The following is a 13,758-nucleotide window of genomic DNA, read 5'->3' as shown; positions in this document are numbered from 1 at the left end:
CAATTATTTGACGCAAGTCTCTCGCTCGGGTGGCCAATACATCTATTCTGCATCTCTTTAACGGCCGCGCCAGAGCCGACTTGAACCGTATAAGGCCCGTGAACCCTTGACCAGTCCTGTCCTGCAAACCGTTGCCCTTGCCTGTGAGCGAGACCTTCGGCTGCTTTTTGAAAATCTCGATTTGAGACTGGCCAGTGGCGAAATGATTCAAATCAGCGGCCCCAATGGCAGTGGCAAGACCAGTCTGCTGCGCCTGCTGTCGGGGCTGATGCAGCCGACCGCCGGTGAAGTGCTGCTCAATGGCCAGCCACTCCACGAGCAACGCACGGAGCTGGCACGCAACCTGTTGTGGATCGGCCACGCCGCCGGGATCAAGGATTTGCTGACCCCGGAAGAGAACCTCAGCTGGCTGTGCGCCTTGCATCAACCGGCCTCCCATGAGGCGATCTGGCAAGCCCTGGCGGCAGTCGGATTGCGCGGTTTCGAAGATGTTCCCTGCCATACCCTGTCCGCGGGTCAGCAGCGTCGCGTCGCGCTGGCGCGCCTGTATCTGGACAACCCGCCGCTGTGGATTCTCGACGAGCCGTTCACGGCCCTCGACAAGCAGGGCGTGGCGCAGCTCGAAGACCACCTGGCCGTCCATTGCGAGCGCGGCGGCATGGTGGTCTTGACCACTCACCACACGTTGAGCCGGATGCCGGCCGGTTATCGCGACATTGATTTGGGGAAATGGGCCGTATGAGTGTGTTCGGCCTGTTGGTCGCCCGTGAGGCCCGTTTGCTGTTCCGTCGTCCGGCGGAGCTGGCCAATCCGCTGGTGTTCTTTGCCATCGTCGTTTCGCTGTTCCCGTTGGCGGTAGGTCCAGAGTCTCAATTGTTGCAAACCTTGTCCCCGGGGCTGGTCTGGGTAGCGGCGCTTTTATCGGTCCTGCTCTCGCTGGACGGGCTTTTCCGCAGTGATTTCGAGGACGGATCGCTGGAACAGTGGGTCCTTTCGCCGCACCCCCTGCCTCTGTTGGTACTGGCCAAGGTGCTGGCACACTGGGCTTTTTCCGGCCTGGCACTGGTTTTGCTCGCTCCCTTGCTGGCGTTGATGCTCGGTTTGCCTGCCGCCTGTCTGCCGGTGTTGCTGCTTTCTCTATTGCTGGGTACACCGGTGCTGAGCCTGCTCGGTGCGGTGGGCGCGGCGTTGACCGTCGGTTTGAAGCGCGGTGGCCTGTTGCTGGCGTTGCTGATTCTGCCGTTGTACATCCCGGTGTTGATCCTTGGCAGTGGCGCCTTGCAGGCGGCGTTGCAGGGCATGCCGGCGACCGGTTATCTGTTGTGGCTTGGCAGCCTGACGGCCCTGGCGATAACCCTGACACCCTTTGCAATAGCCGCTGGCCTGAAGATCAGCGTCGGCGAATAATGAGGTCTGGTTAATTTTTAATCAGTAAAGACCCTGGCTCTTCACAGTAAAGAGCAACCGTGATGGAAACAGTATGAACTGGACGTGGTTTCACAAGCTCGGCTCTCCCAAGTGGTTCTACGGCATCAGCGGCAAACTGCTGCCTTGGCTGAGCATTGCAGCGTTGCTGCTGATCGGCGTTGGCGTGGTTTGGGGCCTGGCCTTTGCGCCGCCCGACTATCAGCAGGGCAACAGCTTTCGCATCATCTATATCCACGTTCCGGCCGCCATGCTGGCGCAGTCCATCTACGTGATGCTGGCCGTGTGCGGCGTCGTCGGGCTGGTGTGGAAAATGAAACTGGCCGACGTCGCCCTGCAATGTGCGGCGCCCATCGGTGCCTGGATGACCGCCGTGGCGCTGGTCACCGGCGCGATCTGGGGCAAGCCGACCTGGGGCTCGTGGTGGGTCTGGGATGCACGACTAACGTCCATGCTGATCCTGCTGTTTCTGTACTTCGGTGTCATTGCGCTGGGCAACGCCATCAGCAATCGTGACAGCGCGGCCAAGGCTTGCTCGGTGCTGGCCATTGTCGGGGTGATCAACATCCCGATCATCAAATACTCGGTGGAGTGGTGGAACACCCTGCACCAGGGCGCGACCTTCACCCTCACCGAAAAACCGGCGATGCCCGCCGAGATGTGGCTGCCACTGCTGCTGACGGCGCTGGGGTTCTATTGTTTCTTCGGCGCAGTGCTGTTGCTGCGCATGCGCCTTGAAGTGCTCAAGCGCGAGGCGCGGGCCAGTTGGGTCAAGGCCGAAGTGGAAAACAGCCTGGAGGCCGTTCGATGAGTTTTGCGTCATTCGGCGACTTCCTCGCCATGGGCCATCATGGCCTGTATGTCTGGTCGGCCTATGGCATTTGCCTGGTGGTACTGGCCCTCAACGTGGCGGCGCCGATCCTGGCCCGCAAGCGGTATCTGCAACAAGAGGCGCGTCGTCTGCGCCGGGAGAACGGCAAGTGAATCCGCTGCGTAAAAAGCGTCTTACCATCATTCTGGCGATCCTGGTCGGGGTCGGCGCTGCCGTCGGCCTGGCCCTGAGCGCCCTGCAGCAAAACATCAACCTGTTTTACACACCGACCCAGATCGCCAACGGCGAAGCGCCCCATGACACGCGCATTCGCGCCGGTGGCATGGTCGAGAAGGGTTCGCTGCAACGCTCCAGCGATTCGCTGGACGTGAAATTCGTCGTCACCGACTTTAACAAATCCGTGACCATCACCTATCGCGGCATCCTCCCGGACCTGTTCCGCGAAGGGCAGGGCATCGTCGCCCTGGGCAAGCTCAATGCCGATGGCGTGGTGGTGGCCGACGAAGTGCTGGCCAAGCACGACGAGAAGTACATGCCCCCGGAAGTGACCAAGGCGTTGAAAGACAGTGGTCAATCCGCCCCAACACCCGCTAAGGAGGGTTGATCCATGACTTCCGGCATTTTCATTCCGGAGCTTGGCCACCTGGCCATGATTCTGGCGCTGTGTTTCGCCCTGGTTCAGGCCGTGGTGCCGCTGCTCGGTGCCTGGCGTGGTGACCGCTTGTGGATGAGCCTGGCCCAGCCTGCGGCGTGGGGCCAGTTCGCCTTTCTGCTGTTCGCGTTCGGTGTGCTGACGTATGCGTTCATGACCGACGATTTCTCAGTCGCGTATGTGGCCAGCAACTCCAACAGCGCCTTGCCGTGGTACTACAAGTTCAGCGCCGTGTGGGGCGCCCACGAAGGTTCCTTGCTGCTGTGGGCGTTGATCCTCGGTGGCTGGACCTTCGCCGTGTCGGTGTTCTCCCGGCAGTTGCCACAGGTCATGCTGGCGCGGGTGCTGGCGGTCATGGGCATGATCAGCACCGGCTTCCTGCTGTTCCTGATCCTCACCTCCAACCCGTTCAAGCGCATCCTGCCGCAATCGCCCAGTGATGGCGCCGACCTCAATCCGCTGCTGCAAGACATCGGCCTGATCGTCCATCCGCCGATGCTGTACATGGGCTATGTCGGTTTCTCCGTGGCCTTCGCCTTTGCCATCGCCGCCTTGATGGGTGGTCGCCTGGACGCGGCGTGGGCGCGCTGGTCGCGTCCGTGGACCATCGTCGCTTGGGCCTTCCTCGGTATCGGTATCACCCTCGGCTCCTGGTGGGCCTACTACGAACTCGGCTGGGGCGGCTGGTGGTTCTGGGACCCGGTGGAAAACGCCTCCTTCATGCCATGGCTGGTGGGCACCGCGCTGATCCACTCGCTGGCGGTCACGGAAAAACGCGGGGTGTTCAAGAGCTGGACCGTGTTGCTGGCCATCGCCGCGTTCTCGCTGAGCCTGCTGGGCACCTTCCTTGTGCGTTCCGGCGTGCTGACCTCGGTTCACGCCTTCGCCTCCGACCCTGAGCGCGGCGTGTTCATCCTGATTTTCCTGCTGTTCGTGGTCGGTGGTTCGCTGACCCTTTTCGCCCTGCGCGCGCCGGTGGTCAAGAGCCAGGTCGGCTTCAACCTCTGGTCCCGGGAAACCCTGTTGCTGGGCAACAACCTGGTGCTGGTGGTGGCGGCTTCGATGATTCTGCTGGGCACCCTGTATCCGCTGATTCTCGATGCGATGACCGGCGCCAAGCTGTCGGTGGGCCCACCTTACTTCAACGCGCTGTTCATCCCGTTGATGGCCTTGTTGATGGTGGTGATGGCGGTCGGCGTGATCGTGCGCTGGAAAGACACCCCGGTGAAGTGGCTGGTGAGCATGCTGACCCCGGTATTGCTTGGCAGCGTCGCCATGGCCGTGGTGGCCGGCGTCGCCTACGGCGATTTCAACTGGGCGGTGCTCGCCACCTTCCTGCTCGCGGCCTGGGTGTTGCTGGCCGGTGTGCGCGACATCTTCGACAAGACCCGCCACAAAGGCCTGATCAAAGGCCTGCCGACCCTGACCCGCAGCTACTGGGGCATGCAACTGGCCCACCTGGGTATCGCGGTCTGCGCCCTGGGCGTGGTGCTGTCGAGCCAGAACAGTGCCGAGCGCGACCTGCGCCTGGCGCCGGGCGAGTCCATGGACCTGGCCGGTTATCACTTCGTGTTCGAAGGCGCCAAGCACTTCGAAGGCCCGAACTTCACCTCCGACAAGGGCACCATCCGGGTGATCCGCGATGGCAAGGAAGTCACCGTGCTGCATCCGGAGAAACGCCTCTACACCGTGCAGAACTCGATGATGACCGAAGCCGGGATCGACGCCGGTTTCACCCGTGACCTCTATGTCGCGCTGGGTGAGCCACTGGGCGACGGTGCCTGGGCGGTGCGGGTGCACGTCAAGCCGTTCGTGCGCTGGATCTGGTTCGGCGGTTTGCTCACCGGCCTTGGCGGCCTGTTGGCGGCGCTGGATCGACGTTATCGGGTCAAGGTAAAAAGCCGCGTGCGTGAAGCACTGGGCATGAGTGGAGCCACTGCATGAAACGTTGGTTGATGCTGTTGCCACTGGCGATTTTTCTGGTGGTCGCTGTTTTCCTGTATCGTGGTCTGTACCTGGACCCGGCCGAGTTGCCTTCGGCGATGATCGGCAAGCCTTTCCCCGAGTTCTCCCTGCCGGCGGTGCAGGGCGACAAGACCCTGACCCGCGCCGACATCCTCGGCAAACCGGCACTGGTCAACGTCTGGGGTACCTGGTGCATTTCCTGCCGGGTCGAGCATCCGGTGCTGAACAAACTGGCCGAGAAGGGCGTGGTGATCTACGGCATCAACTACAAGGACGTCAACGCCGACGCCCTGAAGTGGCTGAACGAGTTCCACAACCCCTATCAACTGGACATCCGCGACGACGCCGGCACCCTGGGCCTGAACCTCGGTGTGTACGGTGCGCCGGAGACCTTCTTCATCGACGCCAAGGGCACCATCCGCGACAAGTTCGTCGGGGTGATCGACGAGCAAGTCTGGCGTGAAAAACTGGCGGCCAAGTATCAGGCGCTGGTCGATGAGGCCAAGCCATGAAGCGCTGGCTCGCCGCTGTCGTCCTGGGCTTGAGCATGACCGGCGTGGCCCACGCCGCCATCGACACCTACGAGTTCGCCAAGGAAGGGGATCGCGAACGTTTTCGCGAGCTGACCAAGGAACTGCGCTGCCCCAAGTGCCAGAACCAGGACATCGCCGACTCCAACGCACCGATCGCTGCCGACCTGCGCAAAGAGATCTACCGCATGCTCGGCGAAGGCAAGGACAACCAGCAGATTATCGACTTCATGGTCGATCGCTACGGTGATTTCGTCCGCTACAAGCCTGCGCTGAACGCCAAGACCGCCTTGCTCTGGTTCGGCCCCGCCGGCCTGCTGCTGGGTGGCCTGGTGGTCATCGCCGTGATCGTCCGCCGCCGTCGCGCTCAACGCGCCGAAATCCCGGGCTCGCTTTCCGCCGAGGAGCGCCAGCGCCTCGACCAACTGTTGGATAAAAACCAAGAATGATTGATTTCTGGCTCGCTGCAGGTCTGCTGCTTCTGGTGGCCCTGAGTTTTCTGTTGATCCCCGTCCTGCGTCATCGTCGCGCCCAGCTCGAAGAGGATCGTACCGCTCTGAACGTGGCGCTCTATCAGGAGCGCGTGGCTGAGTTGCAGACTCAGCAGGAAGAGGGCGTGCTCGATGCCGCGCAGATGGAAGCCGGTCGCGCCGAAGCCGCCCGTGAACTGCTCGCCGACACCGAAGGCGCTCCCGTGCAACGAGTTTCGCGCCTGGGCAAGCCGGCGCCGTTGATCGCCGCGATTTTGGTGCCGGTGCTGGGCCTTGGCTTGTATTTGCACTTCGGTGCGAGCGACAGGGTCGAGCTGACCCGGGAATTCTCCCACGCGCCAAAATCCATGGAAGAAATGACCCAGCGCCTCGAGCGTGCGGTCGCGGCACAGCCGGAATCCGCCGAAGCGCTGTACTTCCTTGGGCGTACCTACATGACCGAGGAACGTCCGGCGGACGCGGCGAAAATCTTCGAGCGCACGGTGAACCTGGCCGGGCGTCAGCCTGAGTTGCTGGGGCAATGGGCCCAGGCCCTGTATTTCGCCGAAGGCAAGAAATGGTCGGAGCAGATCCAGGCGCTGACCGATGAAGCGCTCAAGGCCGATCCGAAAGAAGTGACCAGCCTGGGCCTGCTGGGCATCGCCGCGTTCGAAGCCCAGCGTTATCAGGACGCCATCGATTACTGGAATCGCTTGATGGAGCAACTGCCGCCGGAAGACAAGTCGCGCATTGCCTTGCAGGGCGGCATTACCCGCGCCACCGAGAAGCTGGAGGCCAGTGGCGGCAAGGTGGTTCCTGCTGCAACCCCGGCTGCGGCTCCGGCAGCGGTGGCCAAGGCCGGTGCGTTGCTCAAGGTTCAGGTGAATCTGGCGGCGGATCTGAAGGCCAAGGTCCAGCCAGGTGACAGTGTGTTCATTTTCGCTCGCGCCACCTCAGGTCCCCCCGCGCCGCTGGCGGCCAAGCGCCTGACCGTGGCCGACCTGCCGGCGACCGTCGAGCTGGGCGATGCCGACGCAATGATGCCGCAGTTGAAACTGTCGAACTTTCCTGAAGTCCAACTGGTTGCGCGCATCTCCCGCGCCGGCCAACCGACGGCAGGCGAGTGGATCGGACGCAGCCAGCCCCTGGCCAGCAGCACCACCGCGCCGCAGACACTCACCATCGACAGTCCGGACAAATGACAGCCCGGACAATTAACAGGAAGCAGCACCATGACCGCCATCGCTCGTATCGCCTTGCTCAGTGTCGTTTTAGGGCTGAGCGCCTGTGCGGTCCAGCAACCGGAAACGACGCACCTGCCGCCGATCCCGCCGACCCAGCCCAAGCCCACGCCGTCGACCTCGCCGAGCCCGAGCAAGCCGAGCACTCCGGCCAAGCCCGCCAAGCCGCTGCCGCGCACCTCGGCGAGCTTCGCGCCACCGCCGGGCGGCAACAGCCATTGGGACCCGAAGCTGGGTGTCTATGTGCTTGAGGACCAGCCCAACACCTTCTACCGCCAGCGCACCTACTACCGCTGGAACAACGGCTGGAGCCGTTCGATCAGTCCGAAAGGGCCGTGGGAAGACACCGATATCCACGGCGTGCCGGGCGGTCTGGGGCGGCAGTTCGGGGAGTAAGGCAAAAGGCGACCATCGAGGTCGCCTTTTTTGTGATCGCGTAAAAACGATGGAATCCCTGTAGGAGCGAGCCTGCTCGCGAAAAACGTTCAGGCAACGCGGTCATTCAGGCTGGGCGCGTCATCGTTGACGTCCATCGCGAGCAGGCTCGCTCCTACAGGGGTATGGGTCAGGTGGTCTTGCGTGGCGCGCCGATCCAGTGGATGGCCAGTGCAATGAGCCCCAGGACCACACCAAACACCACAATCCCGGACCAGCCATAACGCGTCATCAACCACCCACTGACCACCGCCCCCACCGCCCCACCAAAAAACGTCGCCGTCATGTAAAGGCTGTTGATCCGCCCCTGCGCCTTGGGGTCGACCGCAAACGCCCGTGTCTGGTTGGACACCAACCCCGATTGCACGCCGATATCCAGCACGATCACCCCTAGCACCAACAGCGCCAATGAGTTTTGTGCACCCGCCAGCAGCAGATAGGCCAGCGTAACGATGCCGATGCTGGCGCCAATCACACTGCGTGAGCCCAGGCGGTCAGTGGCCCGACCACCGAGGGACGCCGCCAGCGCACCCGCCGCGCCGATGATGCCAAAGCCGCCAGCCCAGGCGCTGCCCAACTGGAAAGGACCCTGGGCCAGCAGCGCCGCCAGGTTCACCCAGAAGGCATTGAAGCAGGCCCACAACAGCGCCTGGACCATCATTGACTGGCGAATCGGCGCGTTGTCGCGCATCAGCGGCCACAGCGAAGCGAGCAGGCGCGGGTAGGACAGTTGAGTGCTCGGCACGCCTTGCGGCAGCAGTGCAGCCGCCGCGATCCACACCGGAATCATGAACGCCGCTTCCACGCCATACACCGCACGCCAGCCCCATGTGTCACCTACCACCCCGGCGATGGTACGGCCCAGCAGGATGCCGACCATGATCCCGCTGACCACCGTGCCGACATTGCGCCCCCGTTCGCTGGGCCTGGACATCACTGCCGCGAACGGCACCAGTTGCTGCGGCACGCAACTGACGATGCCGAGGCCGAAGGACGCGGCGATCAAGGTACCGACGCTGGGCGAGACGGCGGCGGCAATGGCGAAGCAGAAGGCCAGGGCGATCTGACCGAGCACCAGTTTGCGCCGGTCGAAACGGTCGCCCATGGGCAACAGCAGCGCCAGCCCGGTGGCGAAACCCAGCAGCGCCGCACCGGCCACCAGATCCACGGTGGTCAGGTCGAGACCCAGGTCCGTCGCAATCAACGGCAGGATCGGCTGGGTGCAGTAGATGTTGGTGATCACCGCGCCGGCAATGACCGCCATCATGATGATCTTGCCGCGTGACGCTACCGCTGGCGTGGACGCAGTCTCTGAGGTTAGGGGCAGGGCGCTCACGGCACTCTCCTTGAAGGTTGGCTTCCGGCAGTTGCGATGGGATATCGCGCGCGGGAGATGAGGGTCCAACCTTACGCACTCGCGTGAATCTGGATAATCACCTAGGATCGGGAATCATCCTTCCAAAATTTGATAGGGCGCCATGAACCGTCTTGAATCCATGTCGGTGCTGATCGCGGTGGTCGATGCCGGCAGTCTGTCCGCCGCCGCACGTTACCTGGGGATGCCGCTGGCCACCGTCAGCCGCAAAGTGGCGGAGCTGGAATCGCACCTCAAGACTCGCCTGTTGCATCGCACCACCCGGCAACTGTCGCTGACCGAAGCCGGGGCTTCTTACGTGGCGGCGTGCAGGAAAATTCTTGAAGAGATTGGCGAGGCCGAGCGTGCGGCGACCGGCGAATACGCATCGCCCAAGGGGCAGCTTGTGGTCACGGCGCCAGTGGTGTTCGGGCGCCTGCACCTGGTGCCGGTGGTGGCTGAGTTTCTCGCGCACTATCCCGACATCGAGATCAGCCTGATGCTCACCGACCGCGTGGTGCACCTGATGGAAGAGCACATCGACGTCGCTCTGCGCATTGGCGATTTGCCCGACAGCTCGCTCAAGGCCATGCAGGTGGGAGCCGTGCGCCGGGTCGTGTGTGCCAGTCCCGATTATCTGGCGACCCATGGTGAACCCGCCACGCCGCAGGACCTCAGCGGGCATGCCTGCATTACCTTCGAAGCCCTTGAATCCACCGGCGCATGGGTATTCGAGACGGGCAAGTCCGGGGTATCTGTGCCGGTTCACTCACGCTTTGCCGTCAACACGGCGGAAGCGGCCATCGACGCGGCGATACTTGGGGTCGGGGTGATCCGGGTGCTGTCCTATCAGGTCGCTCACGCCCTGAGTCAAAACGCCCTGAAGGTGGTGCTTGAACCTTTCGAGTCGTCGCCATTGCCGGTCAGCCTCGTGCACAAGGGGCAGGCGCCGCTGCCGCTGAAGCTGCGCGCCTTTCTTGACTTCGTAGCACCGCGATTACGGGCCCGCCTTCCCCTGTAGGAGCGAGCATGCTCGCGATGGTCGTTAACGATAACGCGGGCTGTCTGAATGCCAACGTTGACTGGACCTCCATCGCGAGCATGCTCGCTCCTACAGGGGGAACGCATTTTCCGGTCGGTAGGCTGCGACCGCCTCAACCTTTCACAAAACCTTCATCAAATGGTTCACCCAGCGACATGTGCAAGTCATAGGGCTGACACAGCCCGTGCCTAAAGTCGGTTGAAATCAAATGCGGCCATGGACGGTCGTTCAACCAGACAGAGAAGCCCATGAACGCAGCTATCCATGTCGATCATCTGAACAAGACCTTTGCGCGCAAGACCGCACTGGTCGACCTCGAACTGACCATCGCGGCCGGTGAGATGGTCGCGCTGATCGGCGCGTCCGGTTCCGGCAAATCCACCCTGTTGCGCCACCTCGCGGGCCTGGCCTGTTGCGACCGCAACAATGGCGGCAGCGTCAAGGTGCTGGGCCGCGAAGTGCAGGCCAGCGGACGGCTCAATGGCAAGGTGCGACGCCTGCGCGCCGACATCGGCTACATCTTCCAGCAGTTCAACCTGGTCAATCGCCTGAGCGTGCTCGACAACGTGCTGCTCGGTTGCCTGGGGCGCATGCCGCGCTGGCGCGGCAACCTGAGCCTGTTCAATGCCGAGGAAAAACAGTTCGCCCTGGAGTCGCTTGACCGCGTCGGCCTGGCGGATCTGGCGGCGCAGCGCGCTTCGACCCTGTCCGGCGGCCAGCAGCAGCGCGTGGCGATTGCCCGTGCTTTGACTCAGCGGGCCGAAGTGATCCTGGCGGATGAACCGATTGCCTCCCTCGACCCGGAATCGGCGCGCAAGGTCATGGAGATCCTTGCCGACATCAATCGCCGCGACGGCAAGACCGTCGTAGTGACGCTGCATCAAGTCGACTACGCCACCCGTTACTGCCCGCGCGCCGTGGCGCTCAAGGGCGGGCGCATTCATTTCGACGGCCACGCCGCCGAGCTGAGCAGCCAGTTCCTCAACGATTTGTACGGTGCCGACATCGACACCAGCCTGATGTGCGCCGACCAGCTTCGCCCCGTCGAAGCCGTACCCCGGCTGGTCATGGCACGCGCCTGAACAACCTTCGATTCCCAACCGTTCACCCTCAGGAAACCCTTCCATGTTGAACCGTATCGGTCGTGTTTTTGCTGTTGCAGCCCTCGCTGCCAGCTGTGTGCTGGGCACCGCCCAGGCTGAAGAAAAAGCCATCAACTTCGGCATCATGTCCACCGAGTCGTCGCAGAACCTCAAGAGCATCTGGCAGCCGTTTCTCGATGACATGCAGAAGAAAACCGGGCTGAAGGTCAACGCCACCTTCGCCTCCGACTATGCCGGCCTGATCCAGGGCATGCGCTTCAACAAGGTCGACGTCGCCTGGCTGGGCAACAAGGCCGCCATCGAGGCGGTGGACCGCTCCAACGGTGAAATCTTCGCCCAGACCGCCGCCGCCAGTGGCGCTGCCGGCTACTGGAGCGTGTTGATCGCGCGCAAGGACAGCCCGATCAACTCCGTCGACGACATGCTGAAAAACGCCAAGACCCTGACCTTCGGCAACGGTGATCCGAACTCCACCTCCGGCTACCTGGTACCGGGCTACTACGTGTTCGCCAAGAACAACGTCGACCCGGCCACCGCGTTCAAGCGCACCCTCAACTCCAGCCATGAAGTCAACGCGTTGAGCGTGGCCAAGGGCCAACTGGATGTGGCGACCTTCAACACTGAGAGCTGGGATCGCCTGGAAGTCACCCAGCCGGACAAGGCCGCCATGCTCAAGGTGATCTGGAAATCGCCGCTGATTCCGGCCGACCCGCTGGTATGGAGCAAGGCCTTGAGCGACAGCGAGAAGCAGAAGATCCGCGATTTCATCTTCAGCTACGGCGACACCGATTCCGAGAAAGCCGTGCTGGCGGGCATGCAGTTGGGCAAGTTCCTGAAATCCAGCGACGACCAGCTGCTGCCGATCCGCCAGCTCGAGCTGTTCAAGCAGCGCACCACCATCAATGCCGACACCAAGCTGGAAGCGGCAGACAAGGCCAAGAAGTTGGCTGACATCGATGCCGAACTGGCCAAGCTGCAAGAGCGCATCAGCTTGCTTGAGAAGACCGCCGACAAAAAATCCGCAGCCAACGGCTAACCCCTGTAGGAGCGAGCCTGCTCGCGATGAACGCAAGGACACCACGTTTCTCCCGGTTTCCCGCGTCATCGTTGACGACCATCGCGAGCAGGCTCGCTCCTACAGTTTCTGATTGACGCAATTCAGAGAAAACCTCATGACCACTCTTCACGCTGAAGCTGTCGGCAAGCGCACCTGGCCGCAGTACGCCGGTTGGGGCCTGTTCCTGGTCCTGCTGGCCTGGGCCTGGCACGGCGCCGAAATGAATCCGATGGCGCTGTACCGCGACTCGGGAAACATGGCGACCTTCGCCGCCGACTTTTTCCCGCCGGATTTCCATGAATGGCGCATGTACCTCAAGGAAATGATCGTCACCGTGCAAATCGCCCTGTGGGGCACGGTGCTGGCGATTGTCTGCTCGGTGCCGCTGGGCATCCTCTGCTCGGAAAACATCACCCCCTGGTGGATTCACCAGCCGCTGCGCCGGGTGATGGATGCCTTCCGTTCGATCAACGAAATGGTCTTCGCCATGTTGTTCGTGGTGGCGGTCGGCCTGGGGCCATTCGCCGGTGTGCTGGCGCTATGGATCAGCACCACCGGTGTGCTGGCCAAGCTGTTCGCCGAAGCCGTGGAAGCGATTGATCCGGGCCCCGTCGAAGGGGTTCGTGCCACCGGCGCCAGTGCCTTGCAGGAAGTGATCTGGGGCGTCATCCCGCAAGTGATGCCGCTGTGGGTGTCCTACGCGCTGTACCGCTTCGAGGCGAACGTGCGCTCGGCGACGGTGGTGGGGATGGTCGGCGCTGGCGGTATCGGCGTGATCCTCTGGGAAAACATCCGCGCCTTCCAGTTCGTCCAGACCTGCGCCGTGCTGCTGGTGATCATCGTCGTCGTCAGCCTGATCGACATCTTTTCGCAACGCCTGCGCAAGCAGTACATCTGATTATTCGGAGGGGTGCCTGCGGGCGCTTTTTTTAAAGCATGCAGTTGTCTAGACAAGATGAGCCGGTGTACCGCGAACTCGCCGACATCCTGCGTCGGGAGCTTTCGGACTACAGCGCCGGGGATTTCCTGCCGGCCGAGGTGCAACTGGCCGAACGCTTCGGCGTCAACCGCCACACCCTGCGCCGCGCCATCGATGAGTTGGTGTTCGAAGGCAGCCTGCTGCGCCGTCAGGGCAAAGGCACGCAAGTGCTGGAACGCCCGCTGATCTACCCGATGGCAGCGGATAGCGCCTACAGCCAGTCGTTGTCGGCCCAGGGCCTGGGCGTCGAGGCGGTGCTGCTCAAGCGTCGCTACTGCTTCGCCAGCCGTGAAGAGGCCGAGCACCTGGGCCTTGCCGAAATGGCGCCGATGATCGAACTGCAGACCCTGCGCAAGCTCGACGGGCAGCCGGTCAGCCTGATCCGCCATCGCTACTGCGCCAGCCATGCGCCGTTGCTGGCGGACTATACCGGCGGCTCCCTGCGCCAGTACCTGAGTGAGCGCGACCTGCCGCTGACCCGCACTCAAAGCCTGATCGGCGCCCGTTTGCCCAACCGCGAAGAAGCCGCGCTGTTGATGATGCCCCGGCATTTGCCGGCGCTGAGTGTATTCACCCTTTCCCGTGATCGCGACGGCCGCGCGGTGGAGCTTGCGCAGTCCACCAGCCGTTCCGATCGCTTCCAGTACCAGGTCGTCACCTGATGGAGAACTCC

General features: G+C 62.8%; 16 protein-coding genes. 15 read left to right on the top strand and 1 reads right to left on the bottom strand.

Annotation, left to right across the window (positions count from 1 at the left end; all coding sequences use genetic code 11):
- The first annotated feature begins 106 nt into the window (after nucleotides 1-106).
- The 10 genes from ccmA (at nucleotide 107) to DKY63_RS12370 (ending at nucleotide 7,511) form a co-directional block, all read left to right on the top strand.
- The gene (gene ccmA / locus DKY63_RS12415) at nucleotides 107-742 is read left to right on the top strand and encodes a cytochrome c biogenesis heme-transporting ATPase CcmA (RefSeq protein WP_110964358.1); all 636 of its coding nucleotides are present in this window, start codon (nucleotides 107-109) and stop codon (nucleotides 740-742) included.
- The gene (ccmB, locus tag DKY63_RS12410) at nucleotides 739-1,407 is read left to right on the top strand and encodes a heme exporter protein CcmB (protein ID WP_007983326.1); all 669 of its coding nucleotides are present in this window, start codon (nucleotides 739-741) and stop codon (nucleotides 1,405-1,407) included. The genes ccmA and ccmB overlap by 4 nt, the downstream gene beginning before the upstream one ends.
- Nucleotides 1,408-1,480: 73 nt before the next feature.
- On the top strand, nucleotides 1,481-2,236 hold the full coding sequence (locus DKY63_RS12405; protein WP_110964357.1) for a heme ABC transporter permease: 756 nt from the start codon (nucleotides 1,481-1,483) through the stop codon (nucleotides 2,234-2,236).
- Nucleotides 2,233-2,409: a heme exporter protein CcmD gene (ccmD, locus tag DKY63_RS12400; RefSeq protein WP_110964356.1), complete on the top strand. Its 177-nt coding sequence runs from the start codon at nucleotides 2,233-2,235 to the stop codon at nucleotides 2,407-2,409. The genes DKY63_RS12405 and ccmD overlap by 4 nt, the downstream gene beginning before the upstream one ends.
- Nucleotides 2,406-2,861, top strand: coding sequence for a cytochrome c maturation protein CcmE (gene ccmE / locus DKY63_RS12395; RefSeq protein ID WP_110964355.1), 456 nt, complete (start codon nucleotides 2,406-2,408; stop codon nucleotides 2,859-2,861). The genes ccmD and ccmE overlap by 4 nt, the downstream gene beginning before the upstream one ends.
- 3 nt (nucleotides 2,862-2,864) lie before the next feature.
- Nucleotides 2,865-4,853 carry a heme lyase CcmF/NrfE family subunit gene (locus tag DKY63_RS12390; RefSeq protein ID WP_110964354.1) on the top strand — a complete coding sequence of 663 codons (1,989 nt, stop codon included), beginning with the start codon at nucleotides 2,865-2,867 and terminating at the stop codon, nucleotides 4,851-4,853.
- Nucleotides 4,850-5,386, top strand: a complete 537-nt coding sequence (locus DKY63_RS12385; RefSeq protein WP_110964353.1) for a DsbE family thiol:disulfide interchange protein — start codon at nucleotides 4,850-4,852, stop codon at nucleotides 5,384-5,386. The genes DKY63_RS12390 and DKY63_RS12385 overlap by 4 nt, the downstream gene beginning before the upstream one ends.
- Nucleotides 5,383-5,853 (top strand): cytochrome c-type biogenesis protein, encoded by a 471-nt coding sequence (locus DKY63_RS12380; protein ID WP_110964352.1) that lies wholly within the window; start codon nucleotides 5,383-5,385, stop codon nucleotides 5,851-5,853. The genes DKY63_RS12385 and DKY63_RS12380 overlap by 4 nt, the downstream gene beginning before the upstream one ends.
- Entirely contained in the window at nucleotides 5,850-7,076 is a 1,227-nt protein-coding gene (gene ccmI, locus DKY63_RS12375) for a c-type cytochrome biogenesis protein CcmI (protein ID WP_110964351.1), read from the top strand. Before DKY63_RS12380 ends, ccmI begins: the two co-directional genes overlap by 4 nt.
- 30 nt (nucleotides 7,077-7,106) lie before the next feature.
- Nucleotides 7,107-7,511 (top strand): hypothetical protein, encoded by a 405-nt coding sequence (locus DKY63_RS12370; protein WP_110964350.1) that lies wholly within the window; start codon nucleotides 7,107-7,109, stop codon nucleotides 7,509-7,511.
- A 169-nt stretch (nucleotides 7,512-7,680) separates the two neighbouring features.
- Here the strand turns inward: DKY63_RS12370 and DKY63_RS12365 are convergent, their stop codons facing one another.
- A complete protein-coding gene (locus tag DKY63_RS12365) occupies nucleotides 7,681-8,886 on the bottom strand; it encodes an MFS transporter (RefSeq protein WP_204354328.1) in 1,206 nt (401 codons plus the stop codon).
- 142 nt (nucleotides 8,887-9,028) lie between these two features.
- Between DKY63_RS12365 and DKY63_RS12360 the strand changes: the two genes are divergently transcribed.
- The 5 genes from DKY63_RS12360 (at nucleotide 9,029) to phnF (ending at nucleotide 13,747) form a co-directional block, all read left to right on the top strand.
- Nucleotides 9,029-9,925 (top strand): LysR family transcriptional regulator, encoded by an 897-nt coding sequence (locus DKY63_RS12360; protein ID WP_110964348.1) that lies wholly within the window; start codon nucleotides 9,029-9,031, stop codon nucleotides 9,923-9,925.
- 269 nt (nucleotides 9,926-10,194) lie between these two features.
- Complete coding sequence (gene phnC, locus DKY63_RS12350; protein ID WP_110964346.1) at nucleotides 10,195-11,028, top strand: phosphonate ABC transporter ATP-binding protein; 834 nt, start codon at nucleotides 10,195-10,197, stop codon at nucleotides 11,026-11,028.
- A gap of 43 nt (nucleotides 11,029-11,071) precedes the next feature.
- The gene (gene phnD, locus DKY63_RS12345; RefSeq protein WP_110964345.1) at nucleotides 11,072-12,085 is read left to right on the top strand and encodes a phosphonate ABC transporter substrate-binding protein; all 1,014 of its coding nucleotides are present in this window, start codon (nucleotides 11,072-11,074) and stop codon (nucleotides 12,083-12,085) included.
- Nucleotides 12,086-12,221: 136 nt separating this feature from the next.
- Nucleotides 12,222-13,004, top strand: coding sequence for a phosphonate ABC transporter, permease protein PhnE (gene phnE / locus DKY63_RS12340; protein WP_110964344.1), 783 nt, complete (start codon nucleotides 12,222-12,224; stop codon nucleotides 13,002-13,004).
- 38 nt (nucleotides 13,005-13,042) lie between these two features.
- Nucleotides 13,043-13,747, top strand: coding sequence for a phosphonate metabolism transcriptional regulator PhnF (gene phnF / locus DKY63_RS12335; RefSeq protein WP_110964343.1), 705 nt, complete (start codon nucleotides 13,043-13,045; stop codon nucleotides 13,745-13,747).
- Nucleotides 13,748-13,758: the final 11 nt, after the last annotated feature.

This window comes from Pseudomonas putida, assembly GCF_003228315.1.
Lineage (GTDB): Bacteria > Pseudomonadota > Gammaproteobacteria > Pseudomonadales > Pseudomonadaceae > Aquipseudomonas > Aquipseudomonas putida_S.
The sequence above is the reverse complement of the archived record's forward strand: the minus strand, read 5'-3'. Positions and strand labels throughout refer to the sequence as shown.

Excerpts from the sequence above, each read along its gene's own strand:
- ccmB (WP_007983326.1), top strand. The coding sequence starts at position 739 with ATGAGTGTGTTCGGCCTGTTGGTCGCCCGTGAGGCCCGTTTGCTGTTC.
- DKY63_RS12405 (WP_110964357.1), top strand. The coding sequence starts at position 1,481 with ATGAACTGGACGTGGTTTCACAAGCTCGGCTCTCCCAAGTGGTTCTAC.
- ccmD (WP_110964356.1), top strand. The coding sequence starts at position 2,233 with ATGAGTTTTGCGTCATTCGGCGACTTCCTCGCCATGGGCCATCATGGC.
- DKY63_RS12390 (WP_110964354.1), top strand. The coding sequence starts at position 2,865 with ATGACTTCCGGCATTTTCATTCCGGAGCTTGGCCACCTGGCCATGATT.
- DKY63_RS12385 (WP_110964353.1), top strand. The coding sequence starts at position 4,850 with ATGAAACGTTGGTTGATGCTGTTGCCACTGGCGATTTTTCTGGTGGTC.
- DKY63_RS12380 (WP_110964352.1), top strand. The coding sequence starts at position 5,383 with ATGAAGCGCTGGCTCGCCGCTGTCGTCCTGGGCTTGAGCATGACCGGC.
- ccmI (WP_110964351.1), top strand. The coding sequence starts at position 5,850 with ATGATTGATTTCTGGCTCGCTGCAGGTCTGCTGCTTCTGGTGGCCCTG.
- DKY63_RS12370 (WP_110964350.1), top strand. The coding sequence starts at position 7,107 with ATGACCGCCATCGCTCGTATCGCCTTGCTCAGTGTCGTTTTAGGGCTG.
- DKY63_RS12360 (WP_110964348.1), top strand. The coding sequence starts at position 9,029 with ATGAACCGTCTTGAATCCATGTCGGTGCTGATCGCGGTGGTCGATGCC.
- phnC (WP_110964346.1), top strand. The coding sequence starts at position 10,195 with ATGAACGCAGCTATCCATGTCGATCATCTGAACAAGACCTTTGCGCGC.
- phnD (WP_110964345.1), top strand. The coding sequence starts at position 11,072 with ATGTTGAACCGTATCGGTCGTGTTTTTGCTGTTGCAGCCCTCGCTGCC.
- phnE (WP_110964344.1), top strand. The coding sequence starts at position 12,222 with ATGACCACTCTTCACGCTGAAGCTGTCGGCAAGCGCACCTGGCCGCAG.
- phnF (WP_110964343.1), top strand. The coding sequence starts at position 13,043 with ATGCAGTTGTCTAGACAAGATGAGCCGGTGTACCGCGAACTCGCCGAC.